The organism is Streptomyces sp. NPDC052042 (assembly GCF_044548345.1).
In the GTDB taxonomy this organism is placed as follows: domain Bacteria; phylum Actinomycetota; class Actinomycetes; order Streptomycetales; family Streptomycetaceae; genus Streptomyces.
Genome location: NZ_JBIUBU010000005.1, coordinates 1 through 20065, shown reverse-complemented (window position 1 = coordinate 20065; position 20065 = coordinate 1). Strand labels below are relative to the sequence as shown.

Annotated in this window: 11 protein-coding genes, 1 tRNA gene and 1 pseudogene; 3 read left to right on the top strand and 10 right to left on the bottom strand. The window is 70.2% G+C overall.

The window, feature by feature from the left end; translation table 11 throughout:
* Positions 1-81 precede the first annotated feature (81 nt).
* Positions 82-924 carry a DNA-formamidopyrimidine glycosylase family protein gene (locus tag ACIHCL_RS11355; protein WP_399859869.1) on the top strand — a complete coding sequence of 281 codons (843 nt, stop codon included), beginning with the start codon at positions 82-84 and terminating at the stop codon, positions 922-924.
* A 37-nt stretch (positions 925-961) separates the two neighbouring features.
* Positions 962-1129 (top strand): hypothetical protein, encoded by a 168-nt coding sequence (locus ACIHCL_RS11350; RefSeq protein ID WP_399860575.1) that lies wholly within the window; start codon positions 962-964, stop codon positions 1127-1129.
* Positions 1130-1349: 220 nt separating this feature from the next.
* Here the strand turns inward: ACIHCL_RS11350 and ACIHCL_RS11345 are convergent.
* The 9 genes and pseudogenes from ACIHCL_RS11345 to ACIHCL_RS11305 form a co-directional block, all read right to left on the bottom strand.
* Positions 1350-1598: pseudogene (locus ACIHCL_RS11345) on the bottom strand (hypothetical protein); the annotation flags it as partial.
* Positions 1599-2262: 664 nt separating this feature from the next.
* Complete coding sequence (locus tag ACIHCL_RS11340; protein ID WP_399859867.1) at positions 2263-2646, bottom strand: helix-turn-helix domain-containing protein; 384 nt, start codon at positions 2644-2646, stop codon at positions 2263-2265.
* Between the two features lie 109 nt (positions 2647-2755).
* Complete coding sequence (locus ACIHCL_RS11335; RefSeq protein ID WP_399859864.1) at positions 2756-3268, bottom strand: CinA family protein; 513 nt, start codon at positions 3266-3268, stop codon at positions 2756-2758.
* On the bottom strand, positions 3265-4245 hold the full coding sequence (pgsA, locus tag ACIHCL_RS11330; RefSeq protein ID WP_399859862.1) for a CDP-diacylglycerol--glycerol-3-phosphate 3-phosphatidyltransferase: 981 nt from the start codon (positions 4243-4245) through the stop codon (positions 3265-3267). The genes ACIHCL_RS11335 and pgsA overlap by 4 nt, the downstream gene beginning before the upstream one ends.
* On the bottom strand, positions 4242-5717 hold the full coding sequence (rimO, locus tag ACIHCL_RS11325; protein ID WP_399859859.1) for a 30S ribosomal protein S12 methylthiotransferase RimO: 1476 nt from the start codon (positions 5715-5717) through the stop codon (positions 4242-4244). The genes pgsA and rimO overlap by 4 nt, the downstream gene beginning before the upstream one ends.
* Positions 5718-5875: 158 nt before the next feature.
* Positions 5876-6676 (bottom strand): helix-turn-helix domain-containing protein, encoded by an 801-nt coding sequence (locus tag ACIHCL_RS11320; protein WP_399859856.1) that lies wholly within the window; start codon positions 6674-6676, stop codon positions 5876-5878.
* 205 nt (positions 6677-6881) lie between these two features.
* On the bottom strand, positions 6882-9677 hold the full coding sequence (locus tag ACIHCL_RS11315; RefSeq protein WP_399859853.1) for a DNA translocase FtsK: 2796 nt from the start codon (positions 9675-9677) through the stop codon (positions 6882-6884).
* Between the two features lie 466 nt (positions 9678-10143).
* A complete protein-coding gene (locus ACIHCL_RS11310) occupies positions 10144-10821 on the bottom strand; it encodes a two-component system response regulator (RefSeq protein WP_399859851.1) in 678 nt (225 codons plus the stop codon).
* Positions 10822-11061: 240 nt separating this feature from the next.
* Positions 11062-16497: a HAMP domain-containing protein gene (locus ACIHCL_RS11305; protein ID WP_399859849.1), complete on the bottom strand. Its 5436-nt coding sequence runs from the start codon at positions 16495-16497 to the stop codon at positions 11062-11064.
* 399 nt (positions 16498-16896) lie between these two features.
* On the opposite strand from ACIHCL_RS11305, the gene ACIHCL_RS11300 reads away from it, so the two are divergent.
* Positions 16897-19524 carry a SpoIIE family protein phosphatase gene (locus tag ACIHCL_RS11300; RefSeq protein ID WP_399859846.1) on the top strand — a complete coding sequence of 876 codons (2628 nt, stop codon included), beginning with the start codon at positions 16897-16899 and terminating at the stop codon, positions 19522-19524.
* Between the two features lie 105 nt (positions 19525-19629).
* Here ACIHCL_RS11300 and ACIHCL_RS11295 read toward each other — a convergent pair.
* Positions 19630-19702 (bottom strand) — tRNA-Thr (locus tag ACIHCL_RS11295).
* Positions 19703-20065: the final 363 nt, after the last annotated feature.

The window sequence follows — 20065 nt, the reverse complement described above, 5'->3', positions numbered from 1 at the left end:
CAGCGCCGCCGTGCCCCGTACGCCCATTCGGTCACCGGCCCGACCCGACCCGAGCACGCCACCCAGCCGCATCATGGAGGCATGCCCGAAGGAGACACCGTCCTGCAGACCGCCGGACGTCTGCACGCCGCACTCGCCGACCAGGTCCTCACCCGATCCGATCTGCGGGTCCCTCGGTTCGCCACCGCCGATCTCACCGGACGGACGGTGCTGGGCGTCACCTCACGCGGCAAGCACCTCCTCACCCGGATCGAGGGCGGTCTCACCCTCCACAGTCATCTGCGGATGGACGGTGCCTGGCGGATCTACGTCCCCGGCGAGCGCTGGCGCGGCGGGCCCGCACACCAGATCCGCGTGGTGCTCGCCAACACGGACCGCACGGCCGTCGGCTATCGTCTCCCGGTTCTGGAACTCCTCCGCACCAGCGAAGAGGAGCGAGCCGTCGGCCATCTCGGCCCCGATCTCCTCGGCCCCGACTGGAATCCCGACACCGCCCTGCGCAATCTGCTCGCCGATCCCTCCCGCCCCCTGGGCGAGGCCCTGCTGGACCAGCGCAATCTGGCTGGCATCGGCAACGTCTACAAGGCCGAGCTCTGCTTCCTCGTCCGCGCCGCCCCCTGGCTCCCCATCGGCGAACTGTCCGCCCCCACCACCCTCCGCCTCGTCGCCACGGCCAAGCAACTCCTCGAAGCCAACCGCGACCGGCCCGTACGCACGACCACGACGACGGCGGGCACGGTGGGCAGGGCCGTGCACACCCGCACGAGAGCCCTGCCCCGCCGGTACGGCACGTACGAACGGCTCTGGGTGTACGGCCGGACCGGCCGCCCGTGTCTGCTCTGCGGCACACCGGTCCGCGCCGCTGAACAGGACGGCCGCCCCACCTACTGGTGCCCGCGCTGTCAGACGGGTCCCACACCGTGACCCTCTGCTCCACGCTACGGCCGGCCTCCTCCCCGGCATGGCACGGACAGCGGCGCTTCAGGGCCTCCGCGAGGGCATCCGACCGCCCCTCGGCGCGGCAACCCAGGACGTCGCCCGCACCGTGCTCCACCCGGCATCGGACGCGTCGGCTTTCATGACCGGCCGGATCCTCCGCCCGAACGGCGGCGCGACCATGCCCTGGTAGTCCGCCAGGCCCGGACCGCTCGCCCTGCGCCGCCGGACGACCACCGTCCGACACGACGCGCCCCGGAGTGCGACCACCGGCTCGCGCACCGCACCGCGGCAGCCCGCCACCGGTCCGCGCATGGCACCCCGCCCCCGGACCACCAGCCCACGCACCGCTCCCGCGTCCGGAACCACCCGTCCAGGCACCGCACCCCCGCCCCGCACCCCCCGTCCACGCACCACGCCCGGATCCGGGACGACCAGGCCGTACCCGCGCCCCTCCCCGTGTCCGCGTCCCCATCCCGTGTACCCGCCCTCACCCGGCCCGTACACGCGGCCGCGTGTACGGGCAGCAGGCTCAGCCCCCATCCGCCCGCCGCCACCGCACCCTCGACGAGCCCCGCTTGGGCCGGTTCCAGCGCGAGCCGCAGCACGGCCCACCACCACACCCCGCCGAGAACGAGCGCCGGCACCCATCGCCGTACCATGGCTGCCTCCTCCGGCCGAACCTAGTCCGGCGCGCTTGCTCGGCGGGAGGGCGCACCGGTGCGCCACCGGCGCGCGGTTTGCTGCCGTAGCGCGTTGTGCGCTCTCGCCTGAAGATTTCCCCGAGCGTGCTGTGCGGGATCGTGAACCATGCGGCAGGAGCGCTCCGGCGCTGCCTCCGGCTTCGCGGACCACGCCCGTGTCCGGCCGGTCGCGCCCGGCGTGCGACGCGGTGAACCGGACACGCTCCGAGGCGCCGCCACCGACCGACGCCCTCTTCCCGCAGTCTGGCGCGACCGCGACCCGCCCGCATCCAGAGCGCCGACCGAAACCGCATCGGGAGCGTGGCCGCGCCTTCCGCTGCGGAGCGGAAGGCGGGCTGCCCCGGTCGGCTCCGACGCCCCCTGCGGCCAGGCGTTCTCGGCGTCCCGACACCCCAACGGGCCCACATGCTCGGCGGCCCATGGCCCTGCCGCGCCCGCGCAGAAGTGAACGAAGCCGGGCGGCCGGGCTCGGCGGGCATCGGGCTTCGGCGCTCCGGCATCCGGATCACCCCACTGGCCGGATGCCATGGCACCGGTGCCGTGCCCCGGTCGCCTGCGGACGCACAAAAGCCCCGGCCCCCAGGAGGGACCAGGGCTTCCGCAGCACAACCGGACCGCGTGGTCAGGCGGCGACGACGTCCACCGCTTCCGCAGGTGCCTTGATGGTCACACGCCCCGTCGGCACACCCGCCACCGACGTCACGGAGACGGAATTGAGAACCGGACGCACCGGCACAGGCACCGGATCGCTGGCTGCTGCCGACTCGGCCAGTTCGGCCAGCGACAGCTCATCGCTCACTTCACGCATGAGCTCGGACATCCGTACATCAAGCGCGTCGCAAATGGCGGAGAGCAGTTCGGAGGACGCCTCCTTCTGCCCCCGCTCCACCTCGGAGAGATAGCCGAGCGAGACTCGGGCGGACGAGGAGACTTCGCGCAGAGTACGGCCTTGGCGCTGGCGCTGCCGACGCAGCACGTCACCAAGCAGGCGACGGAGCAGAATCATCGGTGGCTCCCTCCTCGGACCGCGTAGCCGCATCCTTCACGCCCTACCGTACCGCCTTGCGCCGCGGCCGTGCGGGGAGCGATGTCGTGTTCACTCAGGGCTGCAAACATCAATTCCCCCCGTTCTCTTCCGTATCCTGTGCGCTCGTATTCTTGCCGAGTTTGTCGGAAAGCAGTGCGAGAACGTTCCGTACGCTCTCTTTACGGATGTCCGCACGACTACCGTTCAATCTCAGAGCGGTGACATTCTCCGCGCCGTCCGGCCCGGAGACCGCGACGAAGACCGTGCCGACGGGCATTCCGTCCTGCGGGTCGGGGCCCGCGACGCCGGTGGTCGCCACTCCCCAGTCTGCACCGAGAGCGCGCCGTACACCTGTCGCCATCTGGCGTGCCACGGCCGCGTCGACCGCGCCGCGTTCCGCCAGGAGAGCGCCGTCCACACCGAGCAGTTCCCGCTTCAGGGGCGTCGCGTAGGCCGTCACGGACCCTCGGAAGGAACGCGAGGCGCCCGGTACCGAGGTCAGCACCGCCGCGACCAGACCGCCGGTCAGCGACTCGGCGACGGCGAGCGTCTCACCCCGCTCCGCAAGCAGGGCCAGGACCCGGGTCGCGGCCCCCGTCACCGCTCCGTCTCCCCGGAACCCCGGGCACCGTACGTCTCGGACCCCCGGGAGACCTCGGCCATCCTGGCCGCGTCAGCGGCCCTCGTCATGTCAGCGGCATCAGCGGGCTCAGCCGCGTCCGCGGTTCCCCTCGCGTCGACGGCCTCGGGCACGTCAAAAGCCCCCGCCTCATCAACGGTCCCAGTCACCTCGACAGCCCCGGCCGCACCAGCGGCCGCAGCTCCTTCCCCACCCTCACCGATCGGACCACGCCCACCGCTCCGCGCGCTCTCCACGTCCGGAGCGATCGCGGCAGTCGGACCGGTGGCGGCGGCAGCGGCGACGGCGACATCCCGTTCGGCCGCCAGCCCCCTGCGCCGAAGCACGACGGCCTGACGTACGTAGTCGAGGCCGGTGGCGACCGTCAGCAGAACGGCCACCGCCATCACCCAGAAGCGCAGGGTGGCCAGCGGGCCCGTCAGGGCCAGGACGTACATCCCGACCGCCGTCCCCTGGGCCAGGGTCTTCATCTTTCCGCCGCGACTGGCCGGAATCACCCCGTGCCGGATCACCCAGAACCGAAGCAGAGTGATGCCGAGCTCGCGGAAGAGGATCACGCCCGTGACCCACCAGGGGAGATCGCCCAGATACGACAGGCAGATCAGCGCCGCGCCCATGATCGCCTTGTCCGCTATCGGGTCGGCGATCTTCCCGAAATCGGTGACCAGGTTGTACGTGCGTGCGAGGTGGCCGTCGAACAGGTCGGTGATCATGGCGATGGCGAACGCCGCCCATGCGAACGAGCGCCAGGCCGGGTCATAGCCGCCGTTGTGCAGCAGGAGCAGCACGAAGCCGGGCACCAGCGCCAGCCGGAGCATGGTGAGCAGATTGGCGATGTTCCACAGACTGGCCTGATTGACGGCCGCGGAACCCAGCTTGCCGCCGCGGACCGGCTTCGTGCCGGAACCGCCTGCCGCGGATGCCGGGACTCCCGTCATCTGGCCGCCTCCACGAGCTCGGAACACTCGGCCACCAGGTCCACTCCTTCGGTACCCACGACCTTTGCCTCGACCATAAGGCCGGGCACGAGGCCCTCGCGTGTCGTGAGGAGCACCTGGCCGTCCGTCTCCGGTGCCTGATGCGCCGCACGCCCCACCGCGCCGTCCTCGTCGTCCACGGACTCGACCAGCACCTGGAGGGTCTCCCCGAGGCGCTCCTCGGCCCGCTGCGAGGTCAGCTCCTCGGCCAGCCGCGAGATGTGCTCCAGCCGCTCGGCGATCACGTCGGCGTCGAGCTTGTCCTCGTAGCCGGCCGCCTCGGTGCCCTCCTCGTCGGAGTAGCCGAACACGCCGATGGCGTCGAGCCGGGCACCGGTGAGGAAGCGTTCCAGCTCCGCCAGGTCGGCCTCGGTCTCGCCGGGGAAGCCGACGATGAAGTTGGAGCGGGCGCCCGCCTGCGGTGCCTTGCCCCGGATGGTGTCCAGGAGCCCCAGGAAGCGGTCGGTGTCGCCGAAACGGCGCATCGCCCGCAGCACGCCGGGGGCCGAGTGCTGGAAGGACAGGTCGAAGTACGGGGCGACCTTCGGGGTCGAGGTCAGCACGTCGATGAGGCCCGGCCGCATCTCCGCGGGCTGGAGGTAGCTGACCCGGATCCGCTCGATCCCGTCCACCTCGGCGAGCTCCGGCAGCAGCGTCTCCAGCAGGCGGATGTCCCCGAGGTCCTTGCCGTAGGAGGTGTTGTTCTCGGAGACCAGCATGATCTCCTTCACACCCTGTTCGGCCAGCCAACGGGTCTCCCCCAGCACGTCCGACGGGCGCCGCGAGATGAAGGAGCCGCGGAAGGACGGGATGGCGCAGAAGGAGCAGCGGCGGTCACAGCCGGAGGCGAGCTTCACCGAGGCGACGGGGCTGGTGCCCAGTCTCCGGCGCAGCGGGGCCCGGGGGCCCGAGACCGGGGCGACGCCCTCGGGCAGGTCCTCGGGCGCCGGAGCCGGAGCGGTCTGCTGCGCGTGTCCGGGCAGGGCCACGCCGGCGTCCTGGCGCTCGGTCGGGCTGATCGGCAGGAGCTTGCGGCGGTCGCGCGGGGTATGCGAGGCATGGATGCCGCCGCTCAGGATGGTCTGGAGGCGGTCGGAGATGTCGGCGTAGTCGTCGAATCCGAGGACTCCGTCCGCCTCGGGCAGGGCCTCGGCGAGGTCCTTCCCGTAGCGCTCGGCCATGCAGCCGACGGCGACCACGGCCTGGGTCCTGCCATGGCCCTTCAGGTCATTGGCTTCGAGCAGGGCGTCGACGGAGTCCTTCTTGGCGGCCTCGACGAATCCGCAGGTGTTGACGACGGCGACGTCCGCGTCGGAGGCGTCCTCGACGAGCTTCCAGCCGTCCGCTGCCAAGCGGCCTGCGAGCTCCTCCGAGTCCACCTCGTTACGGGCGCAGCCGAGAGTGACAAGGGCGACGGTACGGCGTTCGGGCATGGGCTCAAGACTACGTTGTCCGGGCACGCGCCCTGCCGCGCAGGGTTCCCTCCTCGCATCCGATGACGAAAGCGCTCAGCTCCGACGACGAAGCGGCGGGGGCCTGGCAGGAGTGCCGGACCCCCGCCGCCTCGGCCGGAACCGTACGGGGCCGCGCGTCAGCCGACCGCCGGGTCGCCCTTCGTGTACGAGAGGCGCTCGACCTGGCCCGGCTGGAACTTGTCCTCGACCTTCTTGCCGTTCACGAAGAGCTCGATGGACCCGGCGTCACCGAGGACGAGGTCGACCCGCTCCCGGTCCTGGAAGGTCTTGGACTGGCCCTGCAGCAGCAGGCCGTCGAAGAGCAGCCGCCCGCTGTGGTCCTTGGCGGAGATCCAGCTCTTGCCCTGGCTGGCGCTGAGCTTCACCGTCACCTTGTCCCGGGGGGCCGCGGCGATGGCGCTGTCGGAGGTCTCCGGCTTGGGGTCCGCGCGCTTGCTGGTCGTGGGGCGGGGGCTCTGCGTGTGGGCGGTCGCGCCCTCCGCGACCTGGGTGGCGGGCGTGCCGTTGCCGCCGCCCTTGACGACGGTGAAGCCGACGAATCCGATCACGACGACGATCGCCGCGACCATGGCGGCCGTCCAGTTGGGACGGCGGGGTTCGGACCGGATGCGCTCGGCCTCGAACAACGGGGCCGCGGACATGGGTGCGGGACGGCCGCCGTGCTCGTCGTCGTACCGGGCGACCAGTGGTTCCGGATCGATGTGGACGGCGCGCGCCAGCGCGCGGATGTGGCCGCGCGCGTACACGTCGCCGCCGCAGCGGGAGAAGTCGTCCTCTTCGATCGCGTGCACGATGGGGATGCGCACCCGCGTGGACGTGCTGATTTCTTCGACCGTGAGACCTGCGGCGATACGAGCCTGCTGAAGCACTCGACCGATCGAAGGCCGGTCGTCTTCGGGGAAGTTGCCGATGGACACGGGGGCGCCTTTCGAGCGTGAGCCACCTGCTGGATGTTCAGTCTAGGGGGGGTACGAAAGAGTGGGGCAACCGGGAGGAAGGGCTTTGTACGCCATCGGACTCGAACGCCGTCCGGCGCGCCGGACGGCCCCGGGGAAGGACCATCCTGCCGCTCCTCCCTTCAACTTGACGTACGACCCGACGAAACGGTTGCCCGCACTTCACCTACGAGGCGGGTTCCCCGCGGAGCAATGCCAACACCCCGTCCAGTTCGTCGGGCTTCACCAGGACGTCGCGGGCCTTGGAGCCCTCGCTCGGTCCGACGATGTTGCGTGACTCCATCAGGTCCATGAGCCGGCCCGCCTTGGCGAACCCGACCCGCAGCTTGCGCTGGAGCATCGAGGTGGACCCGAACTGCGTGGACACGACCAGTTCGGCGGCCTGGCAGAGCAGGTCCAGGTCGTCGCCGATGTCCTCGTCGATCTCCTTCTTCTTGCCGGTGCCGACCACCACGTCGTCGCGGAAGACCGGCGTCATCTGATCCTTGCAGTGCTTGACGATGGCCGCGACCTCGTCCTCGGTGACGAAGGCCCCCTGCATGCGAACGGGTTTGTTGGCCCCCATCGGCAGGAACAGCCCGTCGCCCTTCCCGATGAGCTTCTCCGCACCGGGCTGGTCGAGGATCACCCGGCTGTCGGCCAGCGACGACGTCGCGAAGGCGAGCCGGGAGGGCACGTTCGCCTTGATCAGGCCCGTGACGACGTCGACCGAGGGCCGCTGGGTGGCGAGCACCAGATGGATCCCCGCCGCGCGGGCCAACTGGGTGATGCGGACGATGGCGTCCTCCACGTCGCGCGGGGCGACCATCATCAGGTCGGCGAGCTCGTCGACGATCACCAGCAGATACGGGTACGGCGAGAGCTCGCGCTCGCTGCCCTCCGGCGGCTTGACCTTGCCGTCGCGCACGGCCTGGTTGAAGTCGTCGATGTGCCGGTACCCGAAGGCGGCGAGGTCGTCGTACCGGAGGTCCATCTCCCGTACGACCCACTGGAGGGCCTCGGCGGCGCGCTTGGGGTTGGTGATGATCGGCGTGATCAGGTGCGGGATGCCCTCGTACGCGGTCAGCTCGACGCGCTTGGGGTCGACCAGCACCATGCGGACGTCCTCCGGGGTCGCCCGCACCATGATCGAGGTGATCAGGCAGTTGATGCAGGACGACTTGCCGGACCCGGTCGCACCGGCCACCAGCACGTGCGGCATCTTCGCGAGGTTGGCCATCACATAGCCGCCCTCGACGTCCTTGCCGAGCGCGACCAGCATCGGGTGGTCGTCCTCGGCGGCATCGGCGAGGCGCAGCACGTCACCGAGGTTGACCATCTCGCGGTCGCTGTTGGGGATCTCGATGCCCACGGCCGACTTCCCCGGGATCGGCGAGATGATCCGGACGTCGGGGCTGGCGACGGCATACGCGATGTTCTTGGCGAGCGCGGTGATCCGTTCGACCTTCACCGCGGGGCCGAGCTCCACCTCGTAGCGGGTGACCGTCGGGCCCCGGGTGAAGCCGGTGACCGCGGCGTCGACCTTGAACTCCGTGAACACGTTCGTCAGGGCCGCGACGATCGTGTCGTTGGCGGCGCTGCGGGTCTTGCCCGGTCCGCCGCGTTCCAGAAGGTCGAGCGAGGGCAGGGAGTAGGTGATGTCGCCGGACAGCTGGAGCTGCTCGGCGCGGGCCGGCAGCGGCGCGGACTGCGACGGGTCGGGGGCGGGCTTCGTCAGGTCGGGCACGCTGCCCAATGGCTCCGCCGCCTTCGCCGGCCTTCCTCCCCCGGTGGCGGGTTCGCCCTCTCGGGCCCCCGGGACCGTCTCCGCCGGGCGCGAACGCCCGGCCGAGACGCCCTGGGTGAGGTCGGCGACGACCGGCGAGGGCGGCATGCCGTTGAGCACGGCCCCGTCGAGCGCCGCGGCCGCCGCCGCCGCGACGTCCACCGCGTCCATGGTGCGGTTCAGCGCGGGCTGCGCTGAGGCCCTGCGGGTGCCTCGGCGCTTGGAGAGCGCCTCGTCCTCCCCCTGCTCGGGGTCGTACTCCTCGGGGGCCTCGGAACGGCGCGCGGAGGAGCGGCGGGAGCGGGCGGGCAGGGCCTCGCGCCACTGCTCCTCATAGCGCTCGTCGTCGTTCTCCTCGTCCGCCTCCGGGTCGTAGGGCGGGTCGAGGACGCCCAGCTTGGTGCCGAGCAGGCGCAGCCGCTGCGGAATGGCGTTGACCGGGGTGGCGGTCACGACGAGCAGCCCGAAGACGGTGAGGAGGAGCAGCAGCGGTACGGCGAGGACCTCGCCCATCGTGTAGACCAGCGGTTTGGACGCTGCCCAGCCGATGAGCCCGCCCGCGTCCTGCATCGCCGTCGTGCCGTCTTCCCGGCCGGGCGATCCGCACGCGATGTGGACCTGCCCCAGGATGCCGACGACCAGGGCGGAGAGCCCGATGACGATGCGGCCGTTGGCCTCGGGCCGCTCCGGATGGCGGATCAGCCGTACGGCGATGGCGCCGAGCAGTATCGGCACGAGCAGGTCGAGCCGGCCGAAGGCGCCGGTGACGAGCATCTCCACGAGGTCGCCGACGGGGCCGCGCAGATTCGACCAGGTGCCGGCGGCGACGACCAGCGCCAGGCCGAGCAGCAGCAGCGCGAGGCCGTCCTTGCGGTGCGCGGGATCCAGTCCCTTGGCGCCGCGTCCTATGCCGCGGAACACCGCGCCGACGGCGTGCGCGGTGCCGAGCCACATGGCTCGCGCCAGGCGGTACAGGCCGCCGGTGGGCGACGGTGCCGGCCGGGGCGCGGCCTTTCTCGCCGCCGCCTTCTTGGCCGGTGCCTTCTTGGCGGGTGCGGTCTTCTTCGCGGCGGACTTCCTGGCGGGCGCGGCTTTCTTGGCCGGCGCGGCCTTTTTGGCGGGCCCCGCGGTACGGCCGGTGCGCTTCGCGGTGCCCGCCGTGCCCTGGGAACCCTTGCCGGACGTACGTGAGGCCATGATGCCGAGGTTACCGGTGCCGACGGCCATGAACACGTGTGCCTGCCGCTTCACCCGACCGTGTCGCCGGGCGGACGCCGGAAACTGACACGGGCTCACGCGATCGCATGGCGCAGGCGCCTCGTGTCGCACGGCGGGGGCTTCTCATGACGGCTCGTCGAGCGGATGGAAAGGTACGGCAGTTGGACGAGCGCCTCAGAACCTCTCCCGTTCACCGGACCGCGTTCGCTCCGCGCCCCGCGCCGGGGGAACAGATTCCCCGCACCCACACACCGGCCCGTACGCGCCCCGGTGCCGCTCGTCGGCGCAGCACGTCGCACGCCGTGCTGCGCCGGCAAACCAGGCGGTGGCCCTACGGCCCGGCCCACTGCTCGGGCGCGCGTCCGCGTGACGTGGATTCAGTCCTCGCACGGCCACCGGGGGCGTGCCGCTGTCAGAGACCGTGTCGCTGTCAGAGGCCGCACCGCTACGAGGGAAGCACGGCCGTTCCGCTCCCGGTACCGGGCTCCAGGGCGTCGAGCGCCCGGCGCAGGCCGGTCAGTTTGCGCTCCAGGTGGGCGGCGGTGGCCACGGCCGCGGCGTCCGCCGACTCGTCGTCGAGCTGCTTGGAGAGCGCTTCGGCCTGCTCCTCCACGGCGGCGAGCCGTGCCGAGAGCTCGGCCAGCAGCCCGGCCGGCTCCCCGTCATGGCCCGCGCCTCCCTCGGCGTCGCCGTCCAGCTGAAGCCGCAGCAGCGCCGCCTGCTCGCGCAGCTTGCAGTTCTTCGTGTACAGCTCGACGAAGACCGAGACCTTCGCCCGCAGCACCCATGGGTCGAACGGCTTCGAGATGTAGTCCACCGCGCCGGCCGCGTAACCCCTGAAGGTGTGGTGCGGTCCGTGATTGATCGCGGTGAGGAAGATGATCGGGATGTCCCTGGTCCGTTCCCGTCGCTTGATGTGCGCAGCGGTTTCGAAACCGTCCATGCCAGGCATCTGGACGTCCAGCAGAATGACCGCGAAATCGTCCGTGAGCAGCGCTTTGAGCGCTTCCTCCCCTGACGATGCCCGTACCAGTGTCTGATCGAGCGCGGAGAGGATCGCCTCCAGCGCCAGCAGATTCTCCGGCCGGTCATCGACCAGGAGGATCTTGGCCTTCTGCACCATGGCCCGTCCTCCTCGCCCCGGAATCACACCGGGCGCCGCCCCAGGGGACGACTCCCTACGCCGTCCGTCCTTGTGCCGGTCATGGTAGCCGCACCCCGACCGTCGCCACACCCTGTCACCGCGATGTCACTGTGCACACAGCGAAAACGTCGCGGGGGACGAGAGGGTTCCCGGCCCCCGCCTCCCCCGCCGCACGAACACAGTCGATCACAAAATCGCTGGAATACATCTGACCGATGATCAGTCTCCGCGCATCCACTGCTCCATTACGGAAAGGAGATGATCAGGATCAACGGGCTTGGTGACATAGTCGGAAGCACCGGAATCGATCGCCTTTTCCCGGTCGCCCTTCATGGCCTTCGCGGTCAGCGCGACGATCGGCAGCCCGGCGAACTGCGGCATCCGGCGGATCGCCGCCGTCGTGGCGTAGCCGTCCATCTCCGGCATCATGATGTCCATCAGGACGACCGCCACATCGTCGTGCTGCTCCAGCACTTCGATGCCGACACGGCCGTTCTCGGCGTACAGCACCGACAGTCCGTGCTGTTCCAGCACGCTGGTGAGCGCGAAGACGTTGCGGATGTCGTCGTCGACGATCAGCACCTTCTCGCCGCGGAAGCGGAACGCTCTGCGGACCTCAGCCACCTCCTGGACACCCGGGGCCCACGCCTCCTCCCCGGTGCCCGCGGCGGAGGGGCGGGACGGCAGCGCGGCCCTCTGCCCGGAACCGCCCAGAGCCCGTCGCCGCTCCGGGCCGGCACCGCCCGTGCCACCGAAACCGCTCGCACCCTGTGCCCCGGGCACCAATTCCGCGCCCGGCGCGGTCAGGGCGCGGGGGGCCTCCTCGGCCGCCTCCGCCGCCTCGGCCTCCTCCGGACCGGTCTGCGGGAAGCCCTGCGGCGGCAACTCGCTCGGGTGCAGCGGCAGATACAGCGTGAACGTCGAGCCGCGACCGGGCTCGCTCGCCGCATGGATCTCGCCGCCCAGCAGCCGGGCGATCTCCCGGCTGATGGACAGCCCCAGGCCCGTGCCGCCGTACTTGCGGCTGGTCGTGCCGTCCGCCTGTTTGAACGCCTCGAAAATCACCAGCATCTTGCTCGCCGCGATCCCGATACCGGTGTCGGTGACCGAGAAGGCGATCAGATCGGCGTCGGCCTCGCGCAGCGAACCGGCCTCCAGGAGCTGCTCGCGGATGGCGTGCGGCACATCCTCGCCGGCCTGCCGGATCACCAGCTCGACCGCCCCGCCGTCGGTGAACTTCACCGCGTTGGAGAGAAGGTTGCGCAGCACCTGGAGCAGCCGTTGTTCGTCCGTGTGCAGCGTCGCGGGCAGTTCCGGCGAGACCCGCACGGAGAAATCGAGGCCCTTCTCCGCGGTGAGCGGCCGGAAGGTCGCCTCCACGTAGTCGACCAGCTGGACCAGCGCGATCCGGGTCGGACTCACGTCCATCTTGCCCGCCTCGACCTTGGTGAGATCGAGGATGTCGTTGATCAGCTGGAGCAGATCGGAACCGGCCCCGTGGATCGTCTCGGCGAACTCCACCTGCTTCGGCGAGAGATTGCCCTCCGCGTTGTCCGCGAGCAACTTGGCCAGAATGAGCAGCGAGTTGAGCGGAGTCCGCAGCTCGTGCGACATGTTCGCAAGGAACTCGGACTTGTAGCGCATCGAGACCGCGAGCTGTTCGGCACGCTCCTCCAGGACCTGCCGGGCCTCCTCGATCTCGGTGTTCTTGACTTCGATGTCGCGGTTCTGCCGGGCCAACAGCTCGGCCTTTTCCTCCAGTTCGGCATTGGACGCCTCAAGCGCCATCTGCCTGTTCTCCAACTCCTTGGAGCGGTCACTCAATTGCTGGGCCAGCTCCTGCGACTGTTCGAGAAGCTTCTCGGTCTTCGTGTTGACGCTGATGGTGTTGACGCTCGTCGCGATCATTTCGGCGAGCTGGTTGAGGAAGTCGCGCTGGATCTGGGTGAACGGCTGGAACGAGGCCAGTTCGATCACTCCGAGGACCGTGCCCTCGAAAAGCACCGGCAGCACGATCACATGCGCGGGAGGCGCCTCACCGAGCCCGGAGGAGATCTTCAGATACCCCGGCGGAACGTTGTCCACCTGAATGGTGCGCTTCTCCTCCGCCGCCGTCCCGATCAGCGTCTCACCGGGGCGGAAGGAGGTCGGCATCGACCCGGCCGAGTACCCGTAGCTGCCCCTCATCTGCAGCTCGTACGCACCGTCCTCGTCGCTGTCCACCCCCACCGTGTCGGTGTCACCGATCGGTACGGACAGGAAGAACGCGCCGTGCTGCGCGGAGACGACCGGCGTCAGCTCGCTCATGATCAGCGAGGCCACGTCGTCCAGGTCGCGACGGCCCTGCATCAGTCCGGAGATCCGGGCGAGGTTGCCCTTCAGCCAGTCCTGCTCCTTGTTGGTGGCCGTGGTGTCGCGCAGGTTGGTGATCATCGTGTTGATGTTGTCCTGCAGTGCCTCGATCTCGCCGGCCGCGTCGACGTCGACCTTGAGATTGAGGTCGCCCCGCGTCACGGCCGTGGCGACCGCCGCGATGGCCCGCACCTGGCGGGTGAGGTTGCCGGCCATCTCGTTCACCGACTCGGTGAGATCGCGCCAGGTGCCATCGACGTCCCGGACCCGTGCCTGACCGCCGAGCTGCCCCTCCGTACCCACCTCGCGGGCCACCCGGGTCACCTGCTCGGCGAACGACGACAGCTGGTCCACCATCGTGTTGATGGTGTCCTTCAGCTCCAGGATCTCGCCCCGGGCGTCGATGTCGATCTTCTTCGTGAGGTCGCCCTTGGCGATGGCGGTGGTGACCGCGGCGATCTGCCGCACCTGGCCGGTCAGGTTGGACGCCATCGAGTTCACGGACTCGGTGAGGTCCTTCCACGTACCGGACACCCCCGGTACGCGTGCCTGGCCGCCCAGTTCGCCCTCCGTACCCACCTCGCGGGCCACGCGCGTCACCTCGTCGGCGAACGAGGACAGCGTCGTCACCATCGTGTTGACGGTGTCGGCGAGTTCGGCGACCTCGCCGCGCGCCTCGACGGTGACCTTCTTCGTGAGGTCCCCGTTGGCGACCGCGGACGACACCCGGGAGATGTTCCGCACCTGGCTGGTCAGGTTGTTGGCCATCAGGTTGACGTTGTCGCTGAGGTCCTTCCAGATGCCGGTCGCACCGCGCACCCGGGCCTGGCCGCCGAGGATGCCCTCCGTACCCACCTCGCGGGCGACCCGCGTCACCTCGTCGGCGAAGTTGAGCAGTTGGTCGACCATGGTGTTGACGGTCGTGACCAGTTCGAGGATCTCGCCCTTGGCGCCGACCGTGATCTTCTTGGAGAGGTCGCCGTTGGCGACCGCGGTGGTGACCTCGGCGATGCTGCGGACCTGGAGGGTCAGGTTGTTCGCCATGCCGTTGACGGACTGGGTGAGGTCCTTCCAGGTACCGGAGACGCCCTGCACCTCGGCCTGGCCGCCGAGCATGCCCTCCGTACCCACCTCGCGGGCGACCCGCGTCACCTGCTCGGCGAAGTTCGAGAGCTGGTCCACCATCGTGTTCAGGGTGTTCTTGAGCTCCAGGATCTCGCCCCGGGCGTCCACGTCGATCTTCTGCGAGAGGTCCCCGCGCGCCACCGCCGTGGCGACCTGGGCGATGCTGCGGACCTGGTCGGTGAGATTGCCGGCCATGCCGTTCACCGAGTCGGTCAGATCGCGCCACACCCCGGCCACACCGGGCACCTGGGCCTGACCGCCGAGCCTCCCGTCCGTACCCACCTCGCGGGCCACCCTGGTCACCTGGTCGGCGAAGGCGGAGAGCTGGTCGACCATGGTGTTGATCGTGTTCTTGAGCTCCAGGATCTCGCCCCGGGCGTCCACGTCGATCTTCTGCGACAGGTCCCCGCGCGCCACCGCCGTCGTGACCTGCGCGATCTCGCGCACCTGAAGGGTCAGGTTCCCGGCCATGAAGTTGACGGAGTCCGTGAGCTCCTTCCAGGTGCCGGAGACGCCGTCGACCCGCGCCTGACCGCCGAGCCGGCCCTCCGTACCCACGTCCCGCGCCATGCCCGTGACCTGGTCGGCGAAGGACGAAAGCTGCGCCACCATCGTGTTGACGGTGTTCTTCAGCTCCAGCATCTCGCCCGCGACATCGACCGTGACCTTCTGCGACAGGTCCCCGTTGGCCACCGCGGTTGTCACCTGCGCGATGTCGCGCACCTGGCCCGTCAGGTTCCGGAACGCGGTGTTCACCGAGTCCGTGAGGTCCTTCCACGTACCCGCCGCGCCCGGCACCTCGGCCTGGCCGCCCAGTCGGCCCTCGACGCCGACCTCCCGCGCCACGCGCGTCACTTCCGAACCGAAGGACTGCAGCTGGTCGACCATCGTGTTGACGGTGTTCTTCAGCTCCAGCATCTCGCCGGCCACGTCGACCGTGACCTTCTGCGACAGATCACCGCTGGCCACCGCCGTGGTCACCTGCGCGATGTCGCGCACCTGCGTCGTCAGGTTCCGGAAGACCGTGTTCACCGAATCGGTGAGGTCCTTCCACGTACCCGCCGCGCCCGGCACCTGCGCCTGCCCGCCGAGCAGTCCCTCGCCGCCGATCTCGCTCGCCACCCGGGTCACTTCGTCGGCGAAGGTCCGCAGCGTCTCGGTCATCTGGTTGATGGTCTCGGCCAGCTGCGCGATCTCGCCGCGCGCGCTCACCGTCACCTTCTGCGACAGGTCTCCGTTGGCGACGGCCGTGGTCACCTCAGCAATGCCGCGCACCTGGGAGGTGAGGTTCCCGGCCATCGTGTTGACGGAGTCGGTGAGGTCCTTCCACACCCCGGCGACACCGGGCACCTGCGCCTGACCCCCGAGGATGCCCTCCGTACCCACCTCGCGGGCGACCCGCGTCACCTCGGAGGAGAACGACGACAGCTGGTCGACCATCGTGTTGACGGTGTTCTTCAGCTGGAGCATCTCGCCGGCCACGTGGACGGTGACCTTCCGCGAGAGATCGCCCTTGGCGACGGCCGTCGTGACCAGGGCGATGTCCCGCACCTGGGCGGTCAGCCGGTACGCCATGGTGTTCACCGAGTCGGTGAGGTCCTTCCACGACCCGGACATCCCGCGCACCTGGGCCTGCCCGCCCAGCTTGCCCTCGGTCCCCACCTCGACCGCAACCCTGGTCACCTGCTCGGTGAACGCCGAGAGCTGGTCGACCAGGTTGTTGACCGTACGGGCGACCTTCAGGAACTCTCCGCGCAGCGGCCGGACCGCCCCGTCGGTCGTGTACGACCGCAGTTCCATGCGCTGTTCGAGATCGCCGTCGGCCACCGCCGCCAGCACCCGCCCGACCTCCGACACCGGGCGGGCCAGGTCGTCGACCAGTTCGTTGGAGGCGTCGATGGCGGCCGCCCAGGACCCCTCGCAGGCGCCCGTCTCCAGCCGCTCGGTGAGCTTCCCCTCGCGTCCGACCACGCGCCGCACCCGGGCCAGCTCCCCTGTGAGGTGGAGGTTGCGGTCGGCGACCTCGTTGAACAGCGCCGCGATCTCCGCCATCACACCGTCACCCGAGACGGTCAGACGCCGGCGGAAGTTCCCGTCGCGCATGGCCACCAGGCCCGCCCGCAGTCTGCTGAGCGCCGCCGCGTCGACCTCGATGGTTCCATTGCGCTGCTTCTTCACGGACTGTCCGCCTCTTGTGCCCGTACCTGATCCCCGCGCCGCCACGCCAGACTCCACCGTGTCCCTCCCGCAGGGGTTGACCGTTTCGTTCGGGTCCTGACTGGGAGCTTGCCCAGTTCCTGTTGGCTCACCGCCACTGTCCACCGTCGACGGGTGACCATGCGGACGTCAAATCGTTGAAACGTACCAGGCCCGACCCGCTCGGAGTGCGGCCTCCGGAGGTTGTCGCGGATGCTCCTGCCGAGAAGTCCGGACTTGTCCGCTCACTTGTCTGTTCCTGGCCGTTCCTGCTCGAAGTCGGACCTCGCTACCGGGCGCCGAGACCGAGCGTCTAGCCTGGCAGGCGAATCGATGCGGAGAGAAACGGGCACAGGACTCGGGGAAGCGACGAGACACCACATGGGGAGTGCTGTGATCACCGCGCGCGCGGCCGCCACCTTCGACCCGGTCGGGCGCTCGGTCGCGACCGCCCGCGCCTTCGTCCGGGACACCCTCCAGGGGTGGGGCTACACGGACGTCGTCGACGACGCCGTCGTCCTCACCAGCGAGCTCGTGACGAACGCCGTGGTGCACGCCGGCACCGCGGCCGACGTGCTCTGCCTACGAACGGAGGACGGCGTCCGGATCGAGGTCTCCGACCACTATCCGGAGCGTGAGGTTCCACTCCAGCGCCCGGAACCTGGACTCACCGGCCCGGACCGGGAGAACGGCCGGGGACTGCTGCTCTGCGCGGCGCTGGCCTCCCGGTGGGGCGTCGAGTACTCCCCCACCCACAAACACGTCTGGTTCCAGCTGGACCTGCCGGAACGCCCGGTGGGCATCCGGTCCGCCGGCCCTCAGCTCCCGGTCGGCCTGCTCCCGGTCGCCGACGACCGGGTGCGGGTGGCCGTCGTCCAGACCGACGGAACCGGTTCCGTGACCGCCTGGAACGAGGACGCCGCGTTCCTGTTCGGCCACGTCCCGGACCAGGTCGTCGGCAAGCAGCTCACCGACTTCACCGCCTGGCCGCAGACGCCGGGCACCAACACCGGCATCGCCGAGGCCTTGCGGCTCTCGCGCTGGGAGGGCAGTTACGGCATCCGGGGAGCCGACGGCCGCACCATCCCCGTCTACGCCTCCCACCTGCGGGTGCGCGATCCGCACGGCGAACCGTCCACGGTCTGTCTGCTGGTGCGCGACTACGAGCGCGCCATCCTCCAGTCCCCGCCCCGCGCCCCGGTCTCCGACGCCAACGGCGAGGGCCGCAAGGCGGACCCGTTCGAGATCTTCATCGGCTCTCCCGCACCGGACGACCTCGACGGTCTGCTCCAGCGGACGGTCGAGCGGGCACGCGACATGCTCGACGCCGATTCGGCGTTCCTGCTGCTCGCCACGGACGACGAGACGGAATTGGAGGTGCGGGCGACGACAGGGCTGCCCTCCGCCCGCCAGCGCTTCGCCCGTGTCCCGGTGGAGGCCGGGACGGGACGTTACGGCTCCGCCCGGATGCCCGCCGTCCACGAGGACCTGGACACGGTGCCCGGTGCGGTCCCGCTGCTCGCGGGCACGGGACTGCGCTCCGTCGTCACCGTGCCGCTCAAGGTCGAGGGGCGTCTGACGGGCTCCCTGGGCGTGGCCGCGGAGGTGGCGGGCCGGTACACCAACGAGGAGGCACTGCGCCTCCAGTTCGCCGCGGACCGCATCGCGCTGGCCGTGGAGTCGGCCCGGCTGGGCGAGTTGGAACGCCTGCGCCGCGGTTCGCTCTCCTTCCTCGTCGAGGCGTCCGACCTGCTCGCGGGCACCCTGGACCGGGACCAGACCCTGGCACTGATGGCCCAGATGACGGTTCCCACGCTGGCCACCTGGTGCGCCGTGTACACGATCGCCGACCAGTCCTCGGAGCCATACCTCTCGTACGTGCTGCACGAGGACGAGGAGCGCATCGACGGGCTCAAGGCCCTGCTCTCCCGAATCGCCCCGCCGGACCCCGTGCCGACTCCCGGTGCCCGCGTCTGGCCGGCCCCGTCCGAGGCGGTCCGTCAGGCGGCGCTGCGGTCCTCGATGCGCACGCTCGGCCTGTCCGAACCAGGCGGTCCGGGTCCCGGTGTCGGTACGACGCTCGCCACCGCGGCGGCGGTGGGCGGCGAGACCGTGGTCCTGCCGCTCGTCGCCCGCAATCGTGTCATCGGCATGCTCACGCTCGGGAAGGCCGCGGACGACCACTTCCGCCAGGAGAGCCTGGAGCTGGCCGAGGACCTGTCCCGGCGTGCCGCGCTGGCTCTGGACAACGCCCGCCTGTACTCGGAGCGCATGGCGATCAGTCAGTCCCTTCAGCGGAGTCTGCTGCCGCCGGAACTGCCCGAGGTCCCCAATGTCGAGATCGAGGTCATCTACCGTGCGGCGGGCGAGGGCAACGAGGTCGGCGGCGACTTCTACGACGTCTTCCCGATCCGCGACGGTGCGTACGGCTTCGCCATCGGCGACGTCTGCGGTACGGGCCCGGAGGCCGCGGCCGTCACGGGCCTCGCCCGTCATGCCCTGCGTCTCCTCGCGCGCGAGGGCTTCGGCGGCCCCGCGGTCCTGGAACGCCTCAACGCGGCCATTCTGGACGAGGGCGCCCGCAGCCGCTTTCTGACGCTCCTGTACGGCGAGCTGTGGCCCCAGAAGGACGGCAGCGCTCTCCTGAAGGTGGTCTGCGCGGGTCATCCCCTGCCGCTGCGCCTGCGCCAGGACGGCTCGGTCCAGCCCGCGGCCGAACCGCAGCCGCTCCTGGGTGTCCTGGAGGACCTCGACCTGTACGAGCAGACGGTGACGCTCGCTCCGGGCGATGTCCTGCTGTGCGTGACGGACGGCGTCACGGAACGCCGTGAGGGCACCCGCATGCTCGGCGACGACGGTCTGGCCGACGTCCTGGCCACGTGTACGGGGCTGACGGCCGGCGCCGTGGCCGCACGCATCCTGCGAGCGGTCGAACGTTTCGCCGCCGAGCCGGCCTCCGATGACATGGCCATCCTGGCCATGCGCGTCCCCGAGCCACCCATGACCTGACCACGCCTCATGAGCGGGTGGCCCCCGGTCCGGGGGCGTTCGCGCCCTACGACGGCAGATACGTGAAAGGCCCTCACCGATGGGTGAGGGCCTTTCCTCTTGCTGAGCCCCAATGCGGAATCGAACCGCAGACCTTCTCCTTACCATGGAGACGCTCTACCGACTGAGCTATTGGGGCCTGCTGCGCTGTGGCAACGATGTAATCATACCCTGAACTCAGCGGTGCTCAGAACCACGGGCCACAGCAGACTCTGACGCTTTCTTACCCAGCGGGTTCCTATCCGGAGCACCGGGACGGACGGGCAGACCACAGGTCCGACGTCGTCCTTCCTTCCCGCCACTGCCGCCGTGCACTCCGGCCGTGCTGCGGCTTTGGTTCCCCGAGAGCGGTACGGCCGGCCTGTAGCAGGGCTGACCGAGTCGGCCGGGCTCCCGAACCGGCCGTGAACGCAGAAGGGCCCCGCACCACCAAGGGTGCGGGGCCCTCCCACAAAAACTGTTCGGCGGCGACCTACTCTCCCACAGGGTCCCCCCTGCAGTA